Below are 22779 nucleotides of genomic sequence, written 5' to 3' on the forward strand. Positions count from 1 at the left end.
GTGGAGTGGACGTGGCCGTGGCCGTGCTGCGGCGAGCCGTGGCCGTGCGGTTGGGGGTGCGGTGGCCGTGCGGTGGCGGTGCGATCCGGCAGAGCGGGACGGTGCGACCCGGCAGAGCGGGACGGTGTCCCGGCCCGACCCTAGGGGCGCGGCCCGCCACCGTCAAGCATCCTGTTTCCCTCTGCGGTCCGGTGTTTCCCTCAAGGGTCGCACGCCGAAGCCCGTCGGAAACAGGGGTTTTACCCGGCACCTCCCGCTCCCGTCTTGACACCGCGTCACGCTGATGGCTCCATGTGACGCATCTCTTCGAAACGGTGTTTCCTCAATGGAAACGCCGGGGGCGCCTCGCGGCGTCCGTGCCCGACGGCCCGTGCGACCGCACGCGCCGCTCCGTGAAGGGGGCAGCTTCCCGGTATGAGAGCCAAGACCATCGCGGCGGCCCCGTCGCGCACCGCGGCCGCGCTCGCCGCACTCGTCGTCGCCGCGGCCGGATCGCTGGTGCTCGGCGGTGCCCGGCCGGCGCACGCGGGCAGTGCCGCCGTGACCTACGACTGCGTGTTCGCGTCGTCCCACTCGGTGTTCACCACCACGGCGACCCTCACCGCCGACGCCACCACCACACCCGGCACGCCGGTCGACCTCACGCTGAGCTTCGCCGACGGCCCCGCCAACGGGCCCGTGGCGCTGACCGCCGGCACGGTGGCCGTCTCCGCGCGACTCGGCGTCACCGGCCAGGACCCCGTCACCGTGAGCGCCCCCGCCTCCAACGCGGCCGTCGCCCCCTACGCGGAGATCCCGATCCCGGACCTCACCGGCACGCTCACCGTCGCCCAGCCCGGCACCGTCCAGCTCACCCCGGGCGACCTCACCCTGAACATCACCAACTACGGCCTCAGCATCGCCTGTACCGTCGACGGCACCGCACCGGTCCTGTCGACCGTCACCGTCACCGACGGCAGCACCGGAAGCGCCGCCGCGGCGGTCCAGAAGATCTCCGGCCGTCCCGCCACCGACACCACCGGCGCCCGCCCCGGCGACACCGTGACCCTCGCCGGCACGGGCTGGACCCCGGGCGAACCCGTCGACGGCGTACGGCTGTGCGCCCTGGACGGCACCAGCGCCTGCGCCGACGACGTCCTCACCCCCGACCTCACGGTCGACGGCGACGGACGCCTCACCGGCACCGTCCTCATCGGCGCGGGCGCCACGCCCGGCCCGCACACCCTGGTCGTCACCCAGGGCTCGCTCGGCGCCACCGTCGTCCTCGGCGTGCTGGGCACCCGCTCCCTCCAGCTCAGCCCGTCCGGCGGCGGACCCGGCACGAGCACCACCGTCACCGGCGCCTCCTTCGACCCGGGCGACGAGGTCACCGTCACCGGCGTGGACGCCGACGGCGAGGCCACCGGCGCCCCCCTCGTCGCCCCCGTCGACGCCCGCGGCGCCTTCACCGCGACGCTCACCCCCGCCGCCGGCACCGTGAAGGTGGTGGCCACCGAGGCCGACGGCGGCGCAGGCGACTTCGCGGAGGCGGCCTGGAGCGCCACGGCCGACGGCGGCAGCGCCGAGCAGACCCTGAAGGTCGTCGTCTCCGGCGGCGCCCTGACCATGGCCCAGGCGGCGGGCGAGGTGACCCTGTCGCCCGTCACCGTCGACGGCACCGAGCACACCGCCACCGGCTCCCTCAACGCCGTCGAGGTCAAGGACTTCCGCGGCAGTACCCGGGGCTGGTCCCTGGTCGGCACCGTCACCGACTTCACCAACTCCGCCGGCGCCGCCGTCCCGGCCGGGAACCTGTCGTGGACGCCCACCTGCGCGGTCCACGCCGGTGCCGCGGCGGCCTCCACCGTCACCCCCGGCAGCCCGGGACCCCTCAGCGCCACGACCGCGGCCCCCCTGTGCACCCAGGCCGCCAGCGACGACCCCACCTCGGTCACCGGCGGCGACTTCGACGCCGGCGCCTCCCTCTACCTGCGGGTGCCCGCCATCACCCAGGCCGGCGAGTACGCGGCCGTGCTGCGTCTCACCCTGTCCTGAACGCCTGATCACGCCGATGCGCCCACCACCCCGAAGCCGTCTCCGCATCCGCCCCCGCCACGGCACCGCCACCACGTTCGCCGCGCTCGCCGTGCTCACCGTCCTGGCCGCCTGGCTGCCGGCGCCCCGGACGGCGGCGGAGGACGGCTCCGGCGGATCCTCCCAGGCCTGGTCGGTGCAGCCCACCGACCGGAGCACCGGCGCCGCCGCGAGACGCCTGACCTTCCAACTGGACGCCCGTCCCGGCTCGGTGATCCACGACTCGGTGCGCGTCAGCAACCTGTCGACCGAGCCCCGCTCCTTCCAGGTGTACGCGGCCGACGCCTACACCACCCCGCGCGACGGCGGCCTCGGCTACCGGCAGGCGGGCGAGGCGCAGCACGACGTCGGCGCCTGGGTGAAGATGAGCACCAACGCCCTGATCCTGCCCGAACGCCGGGCGGCCGACATCCCGTTCACGGTGACCGTCCCCGAGGACGCCACCCCCGGCACCCACACCGGCGGTGTCGTCGCGCTCGACAACACCCTGCACGACGGGGGCACCACCGACTCCGGCGTGGAGGTGAGCATCCAGCGGGCCATCGCCGTACGGCTCGAACTCACCGTCGCCGGACCGCTCACCCCGGGCCTGGCCGTCCGTGGGGTCGGTCTCGTCCACACACCCGACGGCGCCCCCTTCGCCGCCGGCCGGGCCACCGTCCGCTACACCGTCACCAACACCGGCAACACACCCGTCCAGGGCAAGGCCGTCATCACCGTCACCGGACTGTTCGGACGCGAGATCGTCACCCGGACCCGCTCGCTGCCGCCGGTCCTGCCCGGCCAGCACACCGAACTCGCCCTCGCCCTCGGCCGCGCCCCGCCGCTGGACCTGCTGACCGCGACGGTGATGGTCTCCGCCGCCGGCGTCCCCGCCACCACCGCCCGCACCCACCGGCTCGCCCTGTCCTGGCCCACCCTCGGGGTCGTGGCCGTGGCGGCGGCCCTCCTCGTCGCCGCGCTCTCCCAGGCCCGGCGCCGCCGCCGCACCCTCGCGCAGGAGCACCCATGACCCACCGCCGTGCCCGCGGCCCGGCCGCGGCCCGCCGCACCCTCGCCGTGAGCCTCGGCGTGCTCGGTGTCACGGCCCTGACCGCCGCACCGGCCCACGCCGCGGGTACGGCGAGCCCGCCCGCCCCCGCCGTCACCGCCGACGCGACCCGCCTGGTCCCCGGACGGCCCGTCACCGTCACCGGCACCGGCTGGGCCGCGGGGGCCACCGTGCAGACCGAGGTGTGCGGGCTGCGAGCCGTGCACGGCAGTGCCGACTGCGACACCCTGCGCGGCGCGGTCGCCCTCGTGGCCGCCGACGGCACCTTCCGGCTCACCCTGGTCGTGGGCGCCCCGCCGGTCGACTGCCCGTGCGTGGTCCGCGCCACCACCGGCGGCGGGCCGGGGGCGCGGTCGGCCGCCACGGACGTCGAGGTGGCCGGTGTCCCCGAGACGGCCGTCCCGGACCCGGACACCGCCACGCCCGACGTGCAGATCGTCGACACCGTCCTGACCGGCCGCCCCGGCCTCGCCGAACTCTTCGGCGGACGGCCCCGCCGCACCCTGGTCGTCACCGTCCGCAACACCGGGACGGCCACCCTCGGCCGCAGCCCGCTCGTCATCCGGTGGGGCACGGGCGGCACCGCGGACACCGACGTCGTCACCCCGCTCACCTCACCGCTGGAGCCCGGCGCACGCGCCACCTACCGCGTTCCCGTCGCGCTGCCCCTGGCGGCCTTCGGCCGCTACGCGGTGGGCGGGACGTACGCCGCGCAACCCTTCCTCGTCGCCACCGACCTCTACCCCTGGGGGCTCCTCGCCGCCGCCGGCGGCTCGGTGCTCCTCACCGTCTTCGCGATCGGCCGGGCGATCCGCCGCCGGCTCACCCGTCCGCCCGAGCCGGTCCCGCCGCCCCGGGCCGCCGTCCTGCCCGCCCCGGCGACCGTCGAAGTCACCGGCGACGGACTGCGCGCCGTGCTCGCCTCCCTCACCGCCGCCCCGGCCCACCCGGACGCGGGCGGCCCACCAGCCGAACGGCTCGGCCTGGAAGGCCTGTTGCGCACGCTGTCCGGACGGCCCTCCCTCGTGGACACGGCACGACTCGACACCCTGGAGCGCCTGTTGGACCCGCGCCCCGCCGATCCCGCCGGTCCCGCCCACCTCATGGACGACGCGAGCGGCGCCGTCCCCGAGGCGGGTGAGGGCCGGTGACCCGGAACCCGCCCCTTCCCGCGCGCACCCGGGCGCTCCCGTTCGCACCCCTGCGCACGGCCGCCACCGGAGCCGCCACCGGGCTGGTGCCCGGCGCCCTCGTGCTCGGCGCCCAGCAACTGGGCGGGGTCATCGGGATGCCCGGCGCCGCCGTCCGCTACGTCCTGCTCACCGCGCTCCTGCTGACCCCGGCCGCCCTGCCCGCCGTCCGCCGCCTCGCGGCGCCCCGCCACGGCCTGGGCAGGGGCGCCGCCCGGTGCGCCGCCGCCGGCTGCGTGGCGGTCGCGCTCGCCGGTGCGCTGCCGGGCGTCGCCGTCTTCTGCGCGGCGGTGCCGACGGCGGCCCTCCTCGGCGCCGCCGCGCTCGGCGCCCGCCGGTCCGCCGTCCGGTATCCGGCGGTCCTGGCGGGACTGGCCGGGAGCGCCGCCCTCATCGAGGCGCTGCCCGACCGGCCGGAGACCGCCCTGCTCCTCTGCGGGGCGACCGGCGCCCTGCTCCTGGCCCCGGACGCCCTGACACGACGGACGCCGACCTCACGGACCGCCGCGGACGGCGGTCCGGGCGCGCCCGGCGGGATGGACGCGCCCGGCGGGACGGCGGCGGGACCGCCGCCGGACGGCGGGCGGGCAACGGAGCCGGACGGCGGGCGGGCAACGGAGCCGGACGGCGGACCGTCACCGGAGTTGGAGACCACGCGGTCGCCGGCACCGTACGCCGGGCCGTCACCCGCTCCGTACGCCGGGGCGTCACCGGCGTTGGAGACCGCGTGGCCACCCGCGCCGCACGCCGGGCGGTCACCCGCGCCGGACGACGGACCGCCCCTCACCCCACCACCCCTCACCCCTCCGACCCGACAGGTCCCGCCCCGACAGGCCCCGCCCCTTCCGCCGCGCCCCGCCGACGATCCGGGACCGGGCGGCGGAGCCCTCGGCCGGGGAACCGAGCGCATCGCGCGTGCCGCGCTCGGGGCGGTCGCGGCCGTCGGTGTCCTCGCCGCCCTGGACCTGTACACGTTCCGCTTCACCCTGCTCGGCGCGGACCCGGCCGGTCACGTCGCCCAGGCCGCCGCGGCGGCGGCCGTCGCCGTCCTCGCCGCGCACCCGGTGCTGCGGCCGGCGGGCGCCGCCGCCCGCCGCGCCGCCGCCCTCACCCTCGCCGGCGCCGCCGCCGCCCTCCTCGCGCAGGCGGCCGCTCCCGAGGCGGCGCACCTGACCCTCGCCCTCGGCGCGCTGCTCACCTGCGTGGCCCTCACCGGACGGCTCCTCGACGCACAGACCGGCGACCGCCGCCCCGGAACGGGCACCCGCTGGACGATCGCCGGCGCGCTCGCGGGGATCGGCCTCCTCGCCGGTGCGGGGCGCCTGGTGGACGCGGGTGACGCGCTCGCCCTCTGCGCCCTGCCGCCCCTCGCCGGAACCCTCGTCCTCGCCCGCACCGCGCGCACCGGGCCCGCGCCCACCGGGGCGGGGGAGCCCTTCCTGCGGCTCCACGACGTGACGGTCCGGTACCAGGGCCGGACGGTGATCCGGCGGCTGCGGCTGACGGCGGCCGCGGGGGAGGTGCTGGTCCTGCGCGACGAGCGGTCCGGCCGGCGGGCGGCCGCCCTGTTGAAGGTGCTGGCCGGCCACGCCCGCCCCGCCGCCGGCCACTGCCGGCTGCACGGCCAGGACCTGCGGGCGACCGGCGTCCGGACGCGCTGGCTGCTCGGCCTGTCGGCCGCGCTGGACCCCTCGGACGCCACCGGGGCCGGGCTGCTGCCCCAGCTGGCCTCGGACCGGACGGTCCGCGAGGCACTGCGCGCCGCCGCCGCGTCGTACGGCCCGGGCCGCGCCGAGGAACTGGAACACGGCGTCACGGCCGCGTTCCCAGCCCTGCGGCACCGGCTCGACGACCCGCCCCGCGACCTGGATCCGGCCGAACGCTGCGTGCTGGGACTGGCCCAGGCCCTGCTCGCCCGTCCCCGCCTGCTGCTGCTCGACCTCACGTCCGCCCCGTCCGCCGCCCTCGCCGACGACCCTCAAGTGGCCGTGCTGGTACGGCGGGTCGCGGCCCAGGGCACGGCGGTGCTGGTGGCCACCGCGGGCAGCGGAGCCGTACCCCTCGACGCCCGCGTGCTCGACCTCACCGAGCGCCGGCCCGCCCGCACCCGCGCCCGCACGAAGGGGGCCCGCCGCGTCCGCGCCCGCCGAGTCCGCGCCCGCGGGGTGCCGGCCCCGGACGGCGCGGCGGACCTCCAGGAAGGGAGACCGGCATGACCACCCTCGCGCGCACCGCGACGACGCCCCCGCCGCGCCCGCGCCCGCGGCTGCGGCGAGCCGCCCTGGCCCTGGCCGTCTGCGGACCGCTGCTCCTGCCGCTGTCCGCCCCCGCCCCCGCCGCGGCCGCCGACGGCGGGGCCACCGTCACGGTCTCCCGCACCACCGGACTGACCGAGGGCCAGCGGATCACCGTCACCGGCCAGGGCTTCACCCCCGGCCTCACCTCCGTCGCGGTGGGCCTGTGCGCGGAGCACTACCGCAGCAACGCCGACTGCGATCTGACCGGTGGCGCCGCGCTCGTCAACATCGACGCGCGCGGACGGCTGCCCGAGGTCACGCTCACCGTGCACCGCACGGTCGCCGGCACCGACTGCCGCACGAAGCAGTGCGTCGTCGGGGTCTCGCCGCTGCCCACCGGCACACCGGCGTCTCTGCGGCCCCCGAACACCGTCGACGTCCGCATCGGACTGGCGGGCGGCACCGTGACCGGGGATCCGTCCGGCACCGGGCGCGCCACGACCGCGAGCGCCGCGCCCTCCGCCGCCGGATCCGGCGGGGAGGGGCTCTCGGCGACGCTCTGGTCGCTCGCGCTGGCCGCCGTCGTGCTCTGCGCGGCCGGCGCCGTCGTCGTCTCCCGTCCGCCACGGCACCCGGACCCCGCCCCGCTCTCCCACACTGGAGGTACTCCCTGATGCGTAGCGTGCTCCTCAGAACGACGGCGGTGGCCGGCGCCGGGACGACGGTGCTCGCCGGCGCCCTGCTCGCCGCCGGCCCCGCCGGGGCCGCCGGTGTCCTGACCGTCAGCAAGACCACCGGACTGGTGGTCGGCGACACCGTGACCGTCTCGGCGAAGGGACTGAGCGAGAACCAGTCCTTCGCGCCGCTCGGCCTGTGCAAGCCGGACCCGTCCGGCCCGACCGACTGCGACACCTCCGCCGACGCGGCGTACATCGGCAAGACCGACGCGGACGGCGTCTGGCACAGCTCCTCGACGAACGCCACCAGTGTCGAGGTGACTGTCAAGGCCCAGGCGGGCGGCGCGAGTTGTACGAGCGCGGCCGGAGCCTGCGTGATCGCCGTCTTCATCACGGCGACCAAGGAGATGGTGCAGGTCCCGCTCACCGTCTCGGCGAGCGGCGGCTCCTCCTCGGGCGGGTCGTCCTCGGGGGGATCCTCCTCGGGCGGCGGCTCCTCGTCGAGCACGGCGACCGGGTCCGCGGGCTCCTCCACGGCGGGCTCGGGCGGCACCACGGACGGCTCGGGCGGCTCGGGCGGATCGTCCACGGACGACGCGCTGGCCAGCACCGGTTTCGTGGACGGCGTCCCGGTCGGACTGCTCGCCGCCGGCACCCTGGTGCTGTGCGGCAGCTCGGCGCTGCTGCTCACGCCGCGTCGCCGGGGCCGCCACGAATGACGCCGGCCGGGTGCGAGGGGCGGGCCGCGCCACCAGCGGCGGTCCGCCCCCCCGCACCGCCGCGGGGCCCCTGCGGCGCTACGGCGGGTACCTGCGGCATCCGGCGGGTGCCTACGGCGCTACGGCGTCCGGCGGGGTGCCGCTCCCGAGGACAGCCGCCCCAGCGCCTCCTCCAGCGCGATCACGTCGGCGTACTTGGAGTCCAGGTCGAACAGGTTGGCCTCGTGCGGGCCCGGGTCCCGGTCGGCGACGGACTCCCGTACCACCTGGGGCCGGAAGCCGTACTGCAACGCGTCCAGGGCGCTCGCCCGCACACAGCCGCTGGTGGAGAAACCGCCGACGACGACGGTGTCCACGCCGTGTCCGGCCAGCCACCGGTCGAGGCCGGTGGCGAAGAAGGCGCTCGGGTAGTGCTTGCGCACCAGCAGATCGCCGTCCGCGGGCCGGCACACCTCGGTGAAGTCCGCGTACGGACTGCCCGCGCGGAAGGCGTCCAGACCGGGGACCTTGCGGTGGAAGTGCGGTGCGTCGGCGCCCGGGTCGCCCGCGTAGTGGACGGCGGTGAAGACCACCGGCGCCCCGGCCGCGCGGGCGGCGCGGGCGAGCGCGGCCATCGCGGCCAGCGCCGGCTCCGCCGTGCGCAGGTACAGGTGCGAGGCGGGGTCGGCGTACGCGCGCACCGCGTCGACGAGGAGGACCGCGGGGCGTTCGCCCCAGCCGACGCGGCGGCCGAAGCCGGCCCGCGCGTAGTCGTCGTCGAGCCGGCCGGCCACCTCAGATCACCCCGTCGGCGGCGAGCGCGGCGCGCCGCTCGGCGTCCAGGCCCAGCACACCGCCCCAGATCTCCTCGTTGTGGGCGCCGAGTTCGGGCCCCGCCCAGCGCACGGCGCCCGGAGTGGCGGACAGCCGCGGCACGACGTTCTGCATCGGGATCTCCCCGAAGTCGGGGTGCGGCACCCGGACGATGGCCTCACGCGCGGCGAAGTGCGGGTCCTGGAGCATGTCCGCGGCGGTGTAGGTGCGGCCCGCGGGGACGCCCGCCGCGTGCAGCGCGGCCAGCAGCGCGCCGGAGTCCTGTCGCGCCGTCCACTTCGCGATCACCTCGTCCAGCTCGGCCTGGTGGGCGCCGCGCGCGCTGTGCGTGGCGTAGCGGGGATCGGCCGCCAGCGCCGGGTCGCCCATCACCTCGGTGAGCCGGGTGAAGACGGTGTCCTGGTTCGCGGCGATCAGCACGTCCGCGCCGTCGGCGGTCGGATAGACGTTGCTGGGGGCGACGTTGGGCAGGACGGCCCCGGTGCGTCCACGCCGGTAGCCGCCGATCTCCCACTCCGGGATCAGCGACTCCATGTAGGCGAGGACCGCCTCGTACAGCGCGGAGTCGACGATCTGGCCGCGCCCGGTGCGCTGCCGCGCGTGCAGCGCCATCACGGTGCCGTAGGCGGCCATGGTGCCGGCCAGGGCGTCCCCGAGGGAGACGCCGGTGCGCGAGGGGGCGCGGTCGGGTTCGCCGGTGATGTGGCGGATGCCGCCCATCGCCTCGCCGATGGAACCGAAGCCGGCTCGCGGCGCGTAGGGGCCGGTCTGCCCGTAGCCGGTGACGCGGACCAGGACGAGCCGCGGGTTGAGGGCGGACAGGGTGGCGTAGTCCAGCCCCCAGCGCTCCAGGGTGCCGGGGCGGAAGTTCTCCACCAGCACGTCGGCGGTGGCGGCCAGTTCGCGGGCCAGGCGCTGGCCCTCGGGATGGCGGAGGTTGCAGGTGACGGACTTCTTGTTGCGGGCGACCACCGGCCACCACAGGGAGGTGCCGTAGGGGCGTTCACGGCCCCACTGGCGCATCGGGTCCCCGCGGCCGGGGTCCTCCAGCTTGATGACCTCGGCGCCGTGGTCGCCGAGCAGCTGTCCGCAGAAGGGGCCGGCGAGCAGGGTGCCGGTCTCCAGCACACGGATGTCGCAGAGGGGTCCAGTCATGAGCCGAGTCTAGATTTAGGAAACGCTGTTCCGCCAGGGGAACCGTCGGGGCAGAATGGCGCGCATGGAGAGCGAATCCGCCGGGGCGGCGCCGTCCGCCGTCGGCATCGTCGAAGTCGCCCCGCGCGACGGCCTGCAGAACGAGACCGAGATCCTGGAGCCCGCCGAGCGCGCCGAACTGGTGGCCCGCGCCGTGGCGGCGGGCGCGCGGCGTGTGGAGGCGGTGGCCTTCGTCCGTCCCGGCCGCGTTCCGCAGATGGCCGGCGCCGAGGAGGTGATGGCGCTGGTACCCCGCGTGGCGGGCGTGCGGTACTCGGGCCTGGTGCTCAACCGGCGGGGCCTGGAACGCGCGGTGGACGGCGGCGTCGACGAGGTCAACTGCGTGGTCGTCGCCAGTGACACCTTCTGCCGCCGCAACCAGGGGGTGGGCACCGAGGAGGCGCTCACCGTCTGGGAGGACGTCGCGGCCCGCGCGCACGCCGCCGGCGTCGCCCCGTCCGTCACCGTCGCCGCCGCCTTCGGCTGCCCCTTCGAGGGCGAGGTCCCCGAGCCGCGGGTGGTCGGCCTGGCGCGGCGGGCCGCGCGCACGGGGGCGGCGGAGATCGTGCTGGCCGACACCATCGGCGTCGCCGCCCCGGACGCCGTGACCCGTCTGCTCCACGCGGTCGCCGAGGCCGCCCCCGGCGTCCCGCTGCGCTGCCACTTCCACAACACCCGCAACACGGGCTACGCCAACGCGGTCGCCGCGCTGCACGCGGGGGCGACCTGGCTGGACGCCTCGCTCGGCGGCATCGGCGGCTGCCCGTTCGCCCCCGCCGCCACCGGCAACATCGCCACCGAGGACCTCGTCTACCTGATGGAACGGATGGGTGTGCGCACCGGCATCGAGCTGGAGGCCGCCATCGGCGTCGCCGGCCGGCTGGGGGAGCGCCTGGGGAAGCCGGTCCCGGCCCTCCTCGGCCGCGCGGGCACCTTCCCGCCGTCCTCACCGTCCCCGCCGTCCCCGCCGTCCCCGCCGTCCTCACCGTCCCCGCCGTCCCCGCGGTCCTCACCGTCCCCGCCGTCCCCGCCGTCCTCGCCACCTCCGCCGTCCTCACTGTCCTCCCAGTCCCCGCCGTCCGGATCCGGTGGCCCGTCCGCCGCGGACGCGGCGCCGACGGCGGGCTCCGGCCGCTTCGGCCGCTTCGGCCGCTCCGGCCGCTCCGGCCGCGCGGGCTGAGGGGGCGTCATGGGAGCCCACGCACACGGCTGGTGGATCCTGCTGCACCTGGTGCTGTTCGTCTTCTGGCTCGGCGGCGACCTCGGCGTCTACGTCTCCAGCCGCTTCGTCCTCGCCCGTGACCTGTCCTTCGAGGCGCGGGCGACGGCCCTGCGCATCATGGGCGTGCTCGACCTCGGCCCCAAGATCTGCCTGGTGCTGTTCCTGCCCAGCGGGGTGACGCTGATGGCCCTGGAGCCGCACGGCGCCCCGCTGCTCGGCGGCTGGACGGCGGCGTCCGCCTGGGCCGGAGCGGGGTGCTGGCTCTGGCTGACGGTCCGTGACCACCGCAGACCCGGCCGGCACCCCCTCGTCCGCCGCGCCGACTGGGCCGTACGCATCGCGCTCACCACCGCCCTGCTCGCGGCCGGAGGGTACACGCTGCTGGCGGACGAGCCCTTCGGGGTCACGACCCGCCCGCACTGGCTCGGCGCCAAGGTGATGCTCTACGCGACGGCCATCGCCTGCGGACTGGGCATCAGGCTGACCCTGCGTCCCTTCGGCGCGGCGTTCGCCGCCCTGGCCCGCGACGGCTCCACACCGCAGACCGAGAGGGCGCTGCGCCGCGCGGTAGACGGCTGCGTCCCGTACGTCGCCGGGATCTGGCTGAGCGTGCTGGCGGCGGCCGCGCTGGGCGTGCTCAAACCCGGTGCGGCGCTGTGATCCCGTGTGGGGCTGTGATCCCGTGTGGGGCTGTGATCCCGTACGGGGCGCCCTCGCGAAGGGCGCCCCGCACGGGATCACATGAGACGGCCATGCGGCGGGCGCCCCGGACCCGGTGTGCTCACGTGGTGCCGGGCCGGTGCCCGAACTCCGCCGACAGCCGCTCCACCGCCGACAGCAGCAGCGGGACGCATTCGGCCATGCGCGGCTTGAAGCGGCTCAGCGGTCCGGCCACGCTGAGCGCGGCCACCACATGGCCGTCGTGGCCCAGCACCGGCGCGGCGATCGAGGCCGACCCGGCCTCGCGCTCGCCGACGGACGTGGCGTATCCGCGCCGGCGGATCGTCGCGAGCTCCTTGCGCAGCTTGACGGCGTCCGTGATGGTGCGCTCGGTGAGCGGTTCCAGTTCGTGCCGGCCGAGATACTCGTCGATCTCGGGCTCCGGCATGAACGCGAGCACCGCCTTGGAGGAACTCCCGGCGTGCAGCGGGAACGGGATGCCGAGGGCCACTTCGATGCGCAGCTCCTGCTCCGGCACGACCTGGTCGACGTAGAGCCGCGTGTCGCCGCGCCGGATGGACAGGGTGGCCGTCTCGCCGCACTGGGCGGCCAGCCGCCGCAGTTCGGGCGCGGCCATGATGCGCAGGTCGGTGCGGGCCAGGTAGGCGCGGCCCAGCGAGATCGCGGCCGGGCCGAGGGCGTACCGCCGGGTCACGGGGTCGGCGATGATCAGGTCCCGGTTGCGCAGGGCGGTCAGGATGCGGTGCACCACCGCCTTGGTGATGTCGAGTTCCTGGGCGATCTCCGTGACGCCGAGGTCCGGACGGCCGCTGCGGCCGAAAAGCAGGAGTACGTCCATGGCCCGCTCGACGGCGGCGATCGACCTGCTGCTGTTCTCCTCGCTCACGCGGTTCCTTCTGCGGTGCGGGGCCGTGGGGGCCGGTCGGGGCGGCTCCGCCGACCGAGGCCCAGCATAGGGGCAGGATTTCCCCAAGGGAAACGCGATCGCCTCGTCGTCACCGTTCGCCATTGACACCAGGAGAAGCCCGTCGTTACGCTCATCGTGACATCGTTCCGCTAGAGGAAACATGCGGGACGGGGGTCGCGGGCGACCGGCCCGCCGGGGGAGCACTCCGGCCGCACCCGTCCCGTCCACCACCGCCGGGAGGCCTGATGCGAGCCGCCGTCGACGAGTCAACGTTCCGGCAGACGCTGTCGCGTTGGCCCAGTGGCGTCGCCATCGTCACCACCGACGGCGCGTTGGGCCGGCACGGCATGACCGCCAGTTCCTTCTGCAGTCTCAGCCTCGACCCGCCCCTCGTCCTGGTCTGCACGGACCGGCGCATCCGCTCCCACCGCCTGATCCAGGAGCACGGCGTCTTCGCGGTGAGCGTGCTGGGCCGCGACCACATCGGCCTCGGCCGGCGGTTCGCCGGGCTGGAGCCGGGCGTCGAGGACCGCTTCGCGGGCGGTGACTGGCGGCCGCGGGTCACCGGCAGCCCCGTGCTCGCGGACGCCGCCGCCTGGATCGACTGCCGCGTCCGGCACGCCTATCCGGGCGGCGACCACACCATCTTCGTCGGTGAGGTCGTCGACGTCTGCGTGCCCCGCCTGGTTCCGCCCCTGCTGTTCCACTCCCGCTCCTGGGGCCAGGTCGCCGACCCGCTGCCCGACCGCGTCACCGTCGCCGACACCGGCACCGCCGAACGGCTCGCCCTCGCCGGAGCCTCCCGCTGCGCCTCGGCCCGGCTGCTGGAGGACCTCGGGGACGCAGGGGTGCGGGTACGGGTGCGCCTGTCAGGCACCGGTCCGGACGCGGCGCGGACGCCCCCTGCGCGGACGCCCCCAGGGCAGACGTCCCCAGCGCGGACATCGCCGGGGCGGCTGCCGCCGCGTTCGGTCCTGGTCGCCGGTCCGGCCGAGGCCGCGGCGGCTGTCGCGGCGGGACCGGTGACGGTGGAGTTCACGGTCGCCGACCGTGCCACGGGTCCTGGTGTCACGGTCGCCGTCTGTCCCACGGGCTCCGGCGTCACGGTCGCCGACTGTCCCAAGGGCTCCGGCGTCACGAGCGCCGACCGTCCTACGGGTCCTGGCGTCACGAACCCCGACCGTCCCACCGTCCCCGGCGCCACGACCACCGACCGTCCCACCGCCCCCGGCGTCACGAGCGCCGCCCCGGCGGCCGACGGTGTCGCCCTCGCCGACCTGCCCGCCCTGGTGTCCGCGGTGGCCGGCGTGGGCACGGCCGTCGGCCGTGTTCCCCGCGCCCTCGACCCGGCGCGCACGGCGGCGGTGCTCGACCTGGTCGCCGCGCTGCGCGACGCGGGGTGCGACGAGATCGCGCTGGAGGAGGCGGCACCCGACGCCGGGGGCGCGGCACCGGCGCCGAGTTCGCCGCTGCACCTGCGGACGCTGCTCCAGGACGCCGTCCAGGTCGCCGGTCCCGTCCCGTTGCGGCTGTGCCTGCGCGACGACCACGGCCTCGGCCTGGTCAACGCGCTCACCGCGATGAAGAGCGGCATCCGCCACTTCGACACGGCCCTCGGCGGCTGCGACGGCACCCTGGACACCGAGCGCCTCCTGCTGCTGTGCTCCCGCATGGGCGTGGACACGGCCGTCGAGTCCGCGGCGCTCGCCCGGTGCCGCGACGAACTGGCCCGCCTCGTGCGCGGCGGACGCCCTCGCCGGCCGGCGTGAGCCCCGCACCCGTCCGCGCCCGTCCGCGCTCGTCCACCAGGCCCCGTTTCCCCGCCCCCGCCCCGCTCCCTCCCCGACCGAAGCCGAGCCCCGCGTCCCCTCCTCGCGGGAGGCCGCCGGGCCGGCCGGTCACCCGCACCCGCCACCCCCTCCCGCCGTCCGCACCAAGGAGTCGACGCATGACCGCACAGCGCCTGACCGGCGAGCGTCTCATCGATGGCATGACCCCGGCCGAGCAGGACCGTGCCCGACGTGTCGAGTCCGTCCTGCCGGCCCTGCGCGAGGCCGCCGCCCGGGCCGACGCCGCCGGGGAGTTCCCCCGCGGCCACGTGGCTCTGCTGCGCGAGCAGGGGCTGCTCGGCCTGGTCGTCCCCGAGGAGTACGGCGGACTCGGCGGCACCCTGCGCGACCTGGCGGCCGCCACCTACGCCATGGGCACCGCCTGCCCCTCCACGGCGCTCGCCTACTTCTTCCACAACACGAGTGCCTCCCGCGGGCTCCTCCCCCTGGAGGCCGTCCGCGCGGGCCTGTTCGACGACGCCGAGATCCCCGAGGTCACGGCGTTCGCCGAGCGCGTGCTGAAGGTGATGGCGGGCGGCTCCTGGCTGGGCAACTTCGCCAGCGAGTCCGTCAAGAGCTCCGAGGCCAACATCGCCATCGCCACCACCGCCCGGCGCACCGCGTACGGCTGGCGGCTCGACGGGGAGAAGTCCTTCGGCTGCGCGACCGGGGTCGCCGACCTCTACCTCGTGACCGCCCGCCTGGACGGCGTCGACGGAGCCGACGGACTCGCCCTGTTCCTCGTGGAGCGCGAGGCGCGCGGCGTCTCCTCCCGTGCACCGTGGAACGGCATCGGCATGCGGGGCAGCGCCAACCACGGCATCCGGCTGGACGGGGTGACCGTGCCGGACGACGACGCGCTGACCCTGCCGGGCGCCTTCACCCGTATGCTCCGGATGAGCCGCGGCAGCTTCGTCGGCAACCAGCTCGCCATCGCCGCCGTGTACACCGGCGCCGCCCAGGCCGTCTACGACCACACCCTGGACCGGCTCACCACCCACTCCTTCGCCGACACCGGGCGGCCCATCGCCACCAGCCCCATGCACCAGGTCCTCATCGGCGACATGACCCAGCGCCTGGAGACCGCCTACCTGTGGCTGCGCCGCCAACTGGAGCTGGAGACCTCCGAACCCCCGCTACGGCCCAAACCCGACGTCTTCCGGCAGTGGCGGCTGGGCAAGGGGTCGGTCACCGAGGCGTGCTTCGACGTGGCGCTCGGCGCGCTCAAGGCCTGCGGCACCTCCGGCGCCACCCTCGACGGAATCATCGGGCGCACCCTGCGCGACCTGGCCATGGGACTGGTGATGACCTTCCCCGCCGAACGCGGACGGCTCGAAGCGGCCAAGATGGTCTCCGACGACCGGGCCAACGCCCTCTTCGCCACCGTGGAGCGCAGCCGATGAGCACCTCGTCGCCGGTCCCGGACCCTTCCGTTCCGGGCTCTTCCGTTCCGGGCTCTTCCGTCCCGGGCTCTTCCGTCCCGGGCTCTCCTGTCTCGGGGCCTTCTGTTCCGGGCCCTTCCGTCTCGGGGCCTCCCACCCCTAGCCCTCCCACCCCTAGCCCTCCCACCCTTGGCCCTCCCACCCCTGGCCCGTTCATCCCGTTCACGCCCGCCCCGGTGGCCGACCTGGTCGACGGACGCGGCGCACCCTGCCCGTCCATCCCGGGCCCGCCCCGCGAGATCCCCGTCACCGGCGAGGAACTGGACGCCCTGCGCGGCAGCACCGACGCACGTCTGGAGGCCGCCCTCGACGCCGCCGACCGCGTCCACCGCCGCGGCGACTGGGCGGGCCGCCCCGACGCCGAGCGCGCCGACCTGCTCGACGCGGCGGCCGCCGCCGTCGACCGGCGCGCGCACGACATCACCCGCGCCGAGGCCTTCGGCAGCGGCGTGCCCGTCGCGCAGACGGGTCTCCTGGGCGTGATCCTCGGCGGCGCGTTCCGGCTCGCCGCGGCACGGCTGCGGGCGTCCGTGCTGCGCGCCGACGCCGTCCGGCCCGACGGCCGCCGCGTCACCGTCCGGCGCGAGGCGCTGGGGCCCGCCCTGTGCGTGGTGCCCTACAACGCCCCCGCCCCCATGGCCGCCCACAAGGCGGCCTCGGCCCTGGCCGCGGGCTGCCCCGTGCTGGTCAAGGCACCCGAACTCAACCCGTACGGCACCCAGGTGCTCGTCGAGACCGCCGCGGCGGCGCTCGCCGAGGCGGGCGCGCCCCCGGCCGTGCTGCAACTCCTGCACGGCGACGGCGCGACCGGCGCCCGCCTGGTCGCCGACGACCGGGTGCGGGCGGTCTCCTTCACCGGCGGCACCCCGGCCGGCCGCGAGGTCGCCGCCGCCTGCGGTCGCGCCCTCAAACCGGCGCAGCTCGAACTCGGCGGCAACAACGCCCTGGTGGTCATGGCGGATGCGGACACCGACACCGCCGCGCGGATCGCGGTGGACCTGCTCACCACCCTCAACGGCCAGTGGTGCCGCGCCCTCGGACGGCTCGTCGTGCCGGCCGGACGCGCGGGCGAACTCCTCGAAGCCATCGGCGCGTCGCTGTCCGCACTGCGCACCGGGGACCCCCTGGACCCCGCGACCGGCTACGGACCGCTCGCCCACTCCCGCCACCGCGGCGCCGCCCTGGCCGCGACACGGACGCTGACCGGACTCGGGGCGAAGGAGCACTCCTCAACCCCGCTGCCCGAGCGCGGCAACTGGCTGGCCCCGACCCTGATCACCGGCGCGCCCGAGGAGCGGGCCCGCGCCGAGATCTTCGGCCCGGTCGCCACCGTGCACCCCTACGAGCACCTCGACGAGGCCGTGCACCTGGCCAACGCCACCGGATACGGCCTGGAGGCCTACGTGACGGGCGCGGACGAGGACGCCGCGCTGGCCGTCGCCGCCCGCATCCGGGCCGGCGAGGTCAAGGTCAACGGCTCCTCCGTGCTCAGCCTCCACCAGGACACCCCGCGCCCCGCGTGGGGAGCGTCCGGCCTGGTGGACGAGGGCACCGACGAGACCCTGCTGCACTTCACCGGCACCCGCGTCACCGGCGTGGAGAACGGATTCGCCCTGCACCTCCCGGCCCCGGCCGAGGGGGACGCCCCGTGACCGCCGACGCCGGCCCCGCGCCCGTGCCCGGGGCGTCCGTCCTGGTGGCCGGTGCCGGACCCGTCGGACTCACCGCCGCGCTGGTGCTGGCCCGCGCGGGCGTCGCCGTCACCGTCCTGGAGGCGGGGACCACCCTCGCCGCGGAGTCACGCGCGTCGACCTTCCACCCGCCGACCCTGGAGATGCTCGCCGAACTCGGCGTCGTGGACGGCCTGCTCGCCCGCGGCCTGGTCGCCCGCACCTTCCAGTACCGCGACCGGCACGCCGGCCCGGTCGCCGAACTCGACCTGGCACTGCTGCGGGCGGACACCCCGTACCCGTACCGCGTGCAGTGCGAGCAGAGCAAGCTGACCCCGTTGCTGCTGAGGGCGCTGACCGGGCTGCCGCACACCCGCGTCGCGTTCGGGGCGCGGGTGTGCGGAGTGCGCCAGGACGGGCACGGCGTCACCGTCGACCTGGCGGACGGCCGCACCGTGCGCGGCGGCCACCTGCTGGCCGCCGACGGCGCCCACTCCGCCGTACGCCACGCTCTGGGCGTGGCCTTCGCGGGGATGACGTACCCCGAACGCTTCCTCGTCGCCTCCCTCGACGAGGACCTGACGGCCCAGCTCCCCGGCCTCGCGCCCATCGCCTACGTCCTCGACCCCGACGAGTGGCTCGTCCTGCTGCGCACCCCCGACCACTGGCGGGTGCTGCTGCCCACCGCCGAGGGCGTCCCGGACGACGTCGAACTCGCCCGTCTGCCGGACCGGCTGGCCCGCCTGCGCACCGACGCCGGCGCCGGCGCGAGCGCCCCGTGGCGGGTCGCGCACGCGAGCCTGTACCGGGTGCACCAGCGGGTGGCGGCCGCCTTCCGGCACGGCCGGGTGCTGTTGTGCGGCGACGCCGCCCACGTCAACAACCCGCTCGGCGGCATGGGCATGAACAGCGGCATCCACGACGCCGTCCTGCTCGGTACCGCCCTGGCCGCGGTCGTGCACGGCGAACCGGGGGCCGAGGCCGCCCTGGACCGGGCCGCCGCCGACCGGCGCGCCTGCGCCCTCACCTACGTCGGGGCGCAGGCCCACCGCAACTGGGAGCGGCTGCGCGCCCGCGACCCGCGCCTGCGCGCCGAGGTGGTCGCCGACCTGCGCGCGACGGCCGCCGACCCCGCACGGGCGCGCCGCGCCCTGCTGCGCAGCTCGATGATCGCCTCGCTGCGGCCCGTCTCCTGACCGGCCGACCGCGCCGACCCGAGGAGAGACCGTGGCCGACCCGTACCTGGACCCGGTACAGCATGACGACCGAGAGCTGATCGAGCGTCACAACCCGGCCCGTGCGGCCGACCTCGTCGGCACGGTGCCGGTCGCCGGTCCGGACGAGGTCGGGCGTGCGGTGACGGCGGCGGGCGCGGCCGCACGGGCGTGGGCCGCCGAGCCCGTGGAACGGCGCGCGTCCGCCCTGCGCCACGCCGCGCGGGTCCTGGAGGAGCGGGCGCCGGCCGCCGCCGTCCTGCTGGCCCGGGAGTCGGGCAAGCCGCTCGCCGACTGCGAGGGCGAGATCGCCTTCTCGTCGGTGGTGCTGCGCTGGTACGCCGACGCGGCCGCGCCGCTGCTCGCCGACCGGCACACCGACGACGCGCGGGGGCGGCTCACCGTGCGCAGGCGTCCGTACGGCCCGGTGGCCGCGCTCACCCCGTGGAACGCGCCGGTGATCCTCACCGTCCTCAAACTCGCCCCCGCCCTGGTCGCCGGGAACGCGCTGCTGGTCAAGCCCTCCCCGCTCGCCCCGCTCGCCGTCGACACCCTGCTGCGGGCCGTGGCGTCCTGCTTCCCGCCCGGCCTGCTGCACACCCTGCACGGCCACGCGGAGACGGCCGCCGCGCTGGTCGGGCACCGGGGCGTGTACAAGGTCGCCTTCACCGGCGGGGAGCGGGCCGCCCGCGCCGTCGGCGCCCTCGCCGCCGCCGCACTGACCCCGACCACCATGGAACTGGGCGGCAACGACCCGGCGGTCCTGCTGGACGACGCCGATCTGAGCGACGGGGCCATGGACCGGCTGGTGACGGCCGCGCTGGCCACCGCCGGTCAGGTCTGCATGGCGGTGAAACGCCTCTACGTGCCGCGCTCGGCCCACGACCGCTGCGTGGCCGCGCTCACCGCGGCCGCCGACCGCGTCGTCCGCCTCGGCGATCCGCTGCGGCCCGGGGTGACCGTCGGTCCGGTGATCACGGCCGGGTCCGCCGGCCGGCTCGCCGCGCTCACGGCGGACGCGGTGCGCCGGGGCGCCCGCGCGCTGCCGCTGGGCGAGGTGTGCCCGGACACCGACCTGGCGGCCGGTCACTTCGTCCGGCCGCTGCTGCTCACCGGAGTCCCCGAGGCCGCGCCCGTCGTCCGCGAGGAGCAGTTCGGGCCGCTGCTGCCGGTACTGGCCTACGACGGTGAGGACGAGGTGGTGGCCCGGGCGAACGCCGGAGAGCTGGGCCTGGGCGCGTCGGTGTGGAGCGCCGACGAGGACCGCGCCTTCGCGCTCGCCCGCCGGCTGGACGCCGGATTCTGCTTCGTCAACACCCACAACCGCACCGGCATGTCCCTGCGGGCGCCCTTCGGCGGCGTCAAACGCAGCGGACACGGCCGCGAGTACGGCCCTGAGGGGCTGGAGGAGTACGTGCAGCCGTGCGTCGTGCACGCCCCGGCGGCCTTCCGCGCCGGGGGCGGAGGCATGGCGCCGGGCGCCTACCCGGTACCGGGCTGACCCCGCCCGGCACCGGAGGGACGACGGTCCACGGCGCGCCGGTCACCGGAGGGGAACCGTTCACGGCGCGCCGATCCCCGGAAGGGCCGGTCACCGGAAGGGCCGGTCACCGGAAGGGCCGGTTCACGGCGCGCCGGTGAGCGGCGGGGAGCCGTTCAGGGCGCGCCGGTCACCGTCACGCCGGTGTCGGACGCGTCGCCGGTGCGCCACACGTAGTCGGCCGCGGCGTCGTCCCCGAGCTGGGCCAGCAGGAAACGGCCCGCCCAGCGGGCGGCGACCTCGATGCTCGCGGCCTGGGTGAGCGTCTGGGCGGACGTCTCGGTCTCGGCGGGGGAGGGGTTCTGGACGTCGGTGATGCCGTAATGGTTGGCGCCGGCGACCCGCACGATCTGCTTCGGCGTGTTCAGCAGGTGCGCGTAGGTCTTCTCCGCGTCGGCGGGGGCGGCGATGCCGTCCGCCGCGCCCTGCACCAGCTGCACCGGGATCCGGTTGTCCACGTCGGCGAAGATCAGGCCCAGCAGGCCGTTGTTGGTGCCGTAGAAGGACGCCGCCTTGACCTGGCCGGGCAGGCCGAAGCTCAGTGCGGGGCAGAAGACCAGGCTGCACGCGTCCTCGGCGGCCGACAGTCCGGCGGCACCGCCGAAGGAGTGCCCGAGCAGCGCCAGTGTGCCGCTGTCGATGCGTTTGTACAGCGGGGACGTGGCGTCGTACTTCTCGTCCTTCATCCAGGCGACCGTGTCGGTGACCTGGTCCACGGCGGCGTAGCGCTCGTACTCGAAGAGCATCAGCCGGTAGTGGTCGGGCACCACGACCACGAAGCCCTGTGCCGCGATCGCCGACGCGTAGCCGGCGTAGTGGGAACGGCCGACCTTCGCGCCCTGGAGGAGCAGCGCGACGGGCAGGCCGGTGGCGGTGCCGGTCGGGTAGTACACGTCGGCGTCGTCGCCGTCGACGACGGTCCGGTAGGACGCGACGGCGGACGCGGCCGACGCGGGCGCGGCCGACGCGGGCACGGCGAACAGCGCGGCCAGCAGGGCCAGCAGGGGGATCAGCAGGTGCCCTCGGTGGTTTCTCACGGGCTCTCCGAACGAAGAGGGGGAGGGACGGTCGTTCCTTGATGGGAAACAGAGTTCCACTCAGGGGGACGCTCTGCCAGGGGTCGGAGCCGGATGCCGCGAAACATTTGGGTTACCGCACGTCACAATCGGCGCACCGGGGTCACCGCCGAGTGCGCGGCGGGTGCAGGCTCTTGACAGCGGCGGGGGGTCTTCGCTGTCATCTGCTTCACATCAGTGCGGAACACTGTTTCCATCAAGGAAACGGCCGTCCTGGATCGGAGGCCCTCGTGCGCCTGCTCCCCCGCCTGAGAACGCTCGCCCCGGCCGCCGTCGCGGCGGCCCTGCTGGCCCTGGCCGCCCCCTCGCCCGCCCACGCGGCCGGATCGGTCACCGCGGTGGCGACCACCGTCGACGTCTCCTGCGCCGCGTTCACCTACCACCCGGACGCCGACTGGTACTTCCCGTCCGGCACGCCCAAGGGGCTGGTCTGGCTCCAGCACGGGTTCGCCCGCTCCGGGGCCCACCTCGGCGATCTCGCCGAGCACTACGCCGCCGCCGGCTACCTGGTGTTCGTCCCCACCCTGCCCAGCGCCGACCTCTTCGGATGCACGCTCCAGAACCTCGGCAACAACAAGCCGTTCCTGAACAACGTGGCCGGCTGGTTCGCCGACGCCGCCGGTTCCACCGGGCAGTTGGCGGGCAGCTACGCGCGCGCCGCCGCACTCGCCGGCCGCGGCGGATCCGCGCTGCCCTCGTCCCTGCTGTTCTCCGGCCACTCCGCGGGCGGCGAGGCCGTCGCCTACGTGGCCCAGCGGCTCCACAGCACCGCGCCCGCCGCCTTCGCCCGGCTCAAGGGGCTCGTGCTGCTCGACCCGGTCGCCTCGGCGATCGGAGACAACACCACGGCCTCGCTGACCGCCCTCGCGGCCACCCCGCTGCCGGTGCGCACGATCTCCTCGCCGCCGTACCTCTGCAACAGCAGCGCCAGTGGCACCACCGCGCTGCGCGACGCCTACGCGGACTCGCCCTTCGTCGGGGTCGAGCTGACCACCGGCTCCCACGTGGACGCCGAGGGCGCCACCGCCGACGCCGCCGGATCGCTGGCCTGCGGCGCCTCGCAGCCCCAGAACGTCACGGCGTTGCAGACGCTGGCCGTCGGCTGGGCCGCGGACGCCTTCTCCGGCACGACGACCGCGACCTACTACCCGGGCGGCGCGTACTACCGGTCCCTGCTGGCGGCGGGCACCGTCACCACCCTGTCCGGCTCCGGGGGCTGACGCAGGCGGGGTGCCGCGATCCGT

Annotated in this window: 18 protein-coding genes; 14 read left to right on the forward strand and 4 right to left on the reverse strand. The window is 76.2% G+C overall.

Translation table 11 applies throughout. The annotated features are described in order from the left end of the window. The first annotated feature begins 414 nt into the window (after nucleotides 1–414). Genes ACZ3KJ_RS26125 through ACZ3KJ_RS26150 form a run of 6 tightly spaced genes read left to right on the forward strand, consistent with a single transcriptional unit; the run spans nucleotide 415 to nucleotide 7947 of the window. Entirely contained in the window at nucleotides 415–2034 is a 1620-nt protein-coding gene (locus ACZ3KJ_RS26125) for a hypothetical protein (RefSeq protein ID WP_467530499.1), read from the forward strand. Nucleotides 2035–2050: 16 nt separating this feature from the next. Continuing rightward, the gene (locus ACZ3KJ_RS26130; protein WP_467530500.1) at nucleotides 2051–3085 is read left to right on the forward strand and encodes a hypothetical protein; all 1035 of its coding nucleotides are present in this window, start codon (nucleotides 2051–2053) and stop codon (nucleotides 3083–3085) included. After that, nucleotides 3082–4275, forward strand: a complete 1194-nt coding sequence (locus tag ACZ3KJ_RS26135; RefSeq protein ID WP_467530502.1) for a hypothetical protein — start codon at nucleotides 3082–3084, stop codon at nucleotides 4273–4275. Before ACZ3KJ_RS26130 ends, ACZ3KJ_RS26135 begins: the two co-directional genes overlap by 4 nt. Next, nucleotides 4272–6530: a hypothetical protein gene (locus ACZ3KJ_RS26140; RefSeq protein ID WP_467530503.1), complete on the forward strand. Its 2259-nt coding sequence runs from the start codon at nucleotides 4272–4274 to the stop codon at nucleotides 6528–6530. The genes ACZ3KJ_RS26135 and ACZ3KJ_RS26140 overlap by 4 nt, the downstream gene beginning before the upstream one ends. Beyond that, entirely contained in the window at nucleotides 6527–7225 is a 699-nt protein-coding gene (locus tag ACZ3KJ_RS26145; protein WP_467530505.1) for a neocarzinostatin apoprotein domain-containing protein, read from the forward strand. Before ACZ3KJ_RS26140 ends, ACZ3KJ_RS26145 begins: the two co-directional genes overlap by 4 nt. After that, nucleotides 7225–7947: a neocarzinostatin apoprotein domain-containing protein gene (locus ACZ3KJ_RS26150; RefSeq protein ID WP_467530507.1), complete on the forward strand. Its 723-nt coding sequence runs from the start codon at nucleotides 7225–7227 to the stop codon at nucleotides 7945–7947. The genes ACZ3KJ_RS26145 and ACZ3KJ_RS26150 overlap by 1 nt, the downstream gene beginning before the upstream one ends. Nucleotides 7948–8066: 119 nt before the next feature. Here ACZ3KJ_RS26150 and ACZ3KJ_RS26155 read toward each other — a convergent pair whose 3' ends face one another. Then, nucleotides 8067–8720, reverse strand: coding sequence for an isochorismatase family protein (locus ACZ3KJ_RS26155; protein WP_467530509.1), 654 nt, complete (start codon nucleotides 8718–8720; stop codon nucleotides 8067–8069). Between the two features lies 1 nt (nucleotide 8721). Beyond that, entirely contained in the window at nucleotides 8722–9915 is a 1194-nt protein-coding gene (locus ACZ3KJ_RS26160; RefSeq protein ID WP_467530511.1) for a CaiB/BaiF CoA transferase family protein, read from the reverse strand. Nucleotides 9916–9979: 64 nt separating this feature from the next. On the opposite strand from ACZ3KJ_RS26160, the gene ACZ3KJ_RS26165 reads away from it, so the two are divergent. Next, nucleotides 9980–11134 carry a hydroxymethylglutaryl-CoA lyase gene (locus tag ACZ3KJ_RS26165; protein ID WP_467530513.1) on the forward strand — a complete coding sequence of 385 codons (1155 nt, stop codon included), beginning with the start codon at nucleotides 9980–9982 and terminating at the stop codon, nucleotides 11132–11134. A gap of 9 nt (nucleotides 11135–11143) precedes the next feature. Continuing rightward, a complete protein-coding gene (locus ACZ3KJ_RS26170; protein WP_467530515.1) occupies nucleotides 11144–11836 on the forward strand; it encodes a hypothetical protein in 693 nt (230 codons plus the stop codon). A gap of 121 nt (nucleotides 11837–11957) precedes the next feature. On the opposite strand, the gene ACZ3KJ_RS26175 is transcribed toward ACZ3KJ_RS26170, so the two are convergent. Beyond that, nucleotides 11958–12743 carry an IclR family transcriptional regulator gene (locus ACZ3KJ_RS26175; protein WP_467530516.1) on the reverse strand — a complete coding sequence of 262 codons (786 nt, stop codon included), beginning with the start codon at nucleotides 12741–12743 and terminating at the stop codon, nucleotides 11958–11960. 266 nt (nucleotides 12744–13009) lie between these two features. Between ACZ3KJ_RS26175 and ACZ3KJ_RS26180 the strand changes: the two genes are divergently transcribed. The 5 genes from ACZ3KJ_RS26180 to ACZ3KJ_RS26200 all read left to right on the forward strand — a co-directional run bounded on the left by ACZ3KJ_RS26180 (nucleotide 13010) and on the right by ACZ3KJ_RS26200 (nucleotide 20420). After that, a complete protein-coding gene (locus ACZ3KJ_RS26180) occupies nucleotides 13010–14533 on the forward strand; it encodes a flavin reductase (protein ID WP_467530517.1) in 1524 nt (507 codons plus the stop codon). Nucleotides 14534–14712: 179 nt separating this feature from the next. After that, nucleotides 14713–15996, forward strand: a complete 1284-nt coding sequence (locus tag ACZ3KJ_RS26185) for an acyl-CoA dehydrogenase family protein (RefSeq protein ID WP_467530518.1) — start codon at nucleotides 14713–14715, stop codon at nucleotides 15994–15996. Between the two features lie 215 nt (nucleotides 15997–16211). After that, the gene (locus tag ACZ3KJ_RS26190) at nucleotides 16212–17687 is read left to right on the forward strand and encodes an aldehyde dehydrogenase family protein (RefSeq protein WP_467530520.1); all 1476 of its coding nucleotides are present in this window, start codon (nucleotides 16212–16214) and stop codon (nucleotides 17685–17687) included. Next, nucleotides 17684–18901 carry an FAD-dependent oxidoreductase gene (locus ACZ3KJ_RS26195; RefSeq protein ID WP_467530522.1) on the forward strand — a complete coding sequence of 406 codons (1218 nt, stop codon included), beginning with the start codon at nucleotides 17684–17686 and terminating at the stop codon, nucleotides 18899–18901. Before ACZ3KJ_RS26190 ends, ACZ3KJ_RS26195 begins: the two co-directional genes overlap by 4 nt. Nucleotides 18902–18932: 31 nt before the next feature. Next, nucleotides 18933–20420, forward strand: a complete 1488-nt coding sequence (locus tag ACZ3KJ_RS26200) for an aldehyde dehydrogenase family protein (protein ID WP_467530523.1) — start codon at nucleotides 18933–18935, stop codon at nucleotides 20418–20420. A 155-nt stretch (nucleotides 20421–20575) separates the two neighbouring features. On the opposite strand, the gene ACZ3KJ_RS26205 is transcribed toward ACZ3KJ_RS26200, so the two are convergent. Continuing rightward, on the reverse strand, nucleotides 20576–21496 hold the full coding sequence (locus ACZ3KJ_RS26205) for an alpha/beta hydrolase family protein (RefSeq protein WP_467530525.1): 921 nt from the start codon (nucleotides 21494–21496) through the stop codon (nucleotides 20576–20578). A 269-nt stretch (nucleotides 21497–21765) separates the two neighbouring features. On the opposite strand from ACZ3KJ_RS26205, the gene ACZ3KJ_RS26210 reads away from it, so the two are divergent. Continuing rightward, nucleotides 21766–22755 carry a hypothetical protein gene (locus tag ACZ3KJ_RS26210; protein ID WP_467530527.1) on the forward strand — a complete coding sequence of 330 codons (990 nt, stop codon included), beginning with the start codon at nucleotides 21766–21768 and terminating at the stop codon, nucleotides 22753–22755. Nucleotides 22756–22779 lie beyond the last annotated feature (24 nt).

Source organism: Streptomyces sp. NPDC003248, assembly GCF_055563235.1.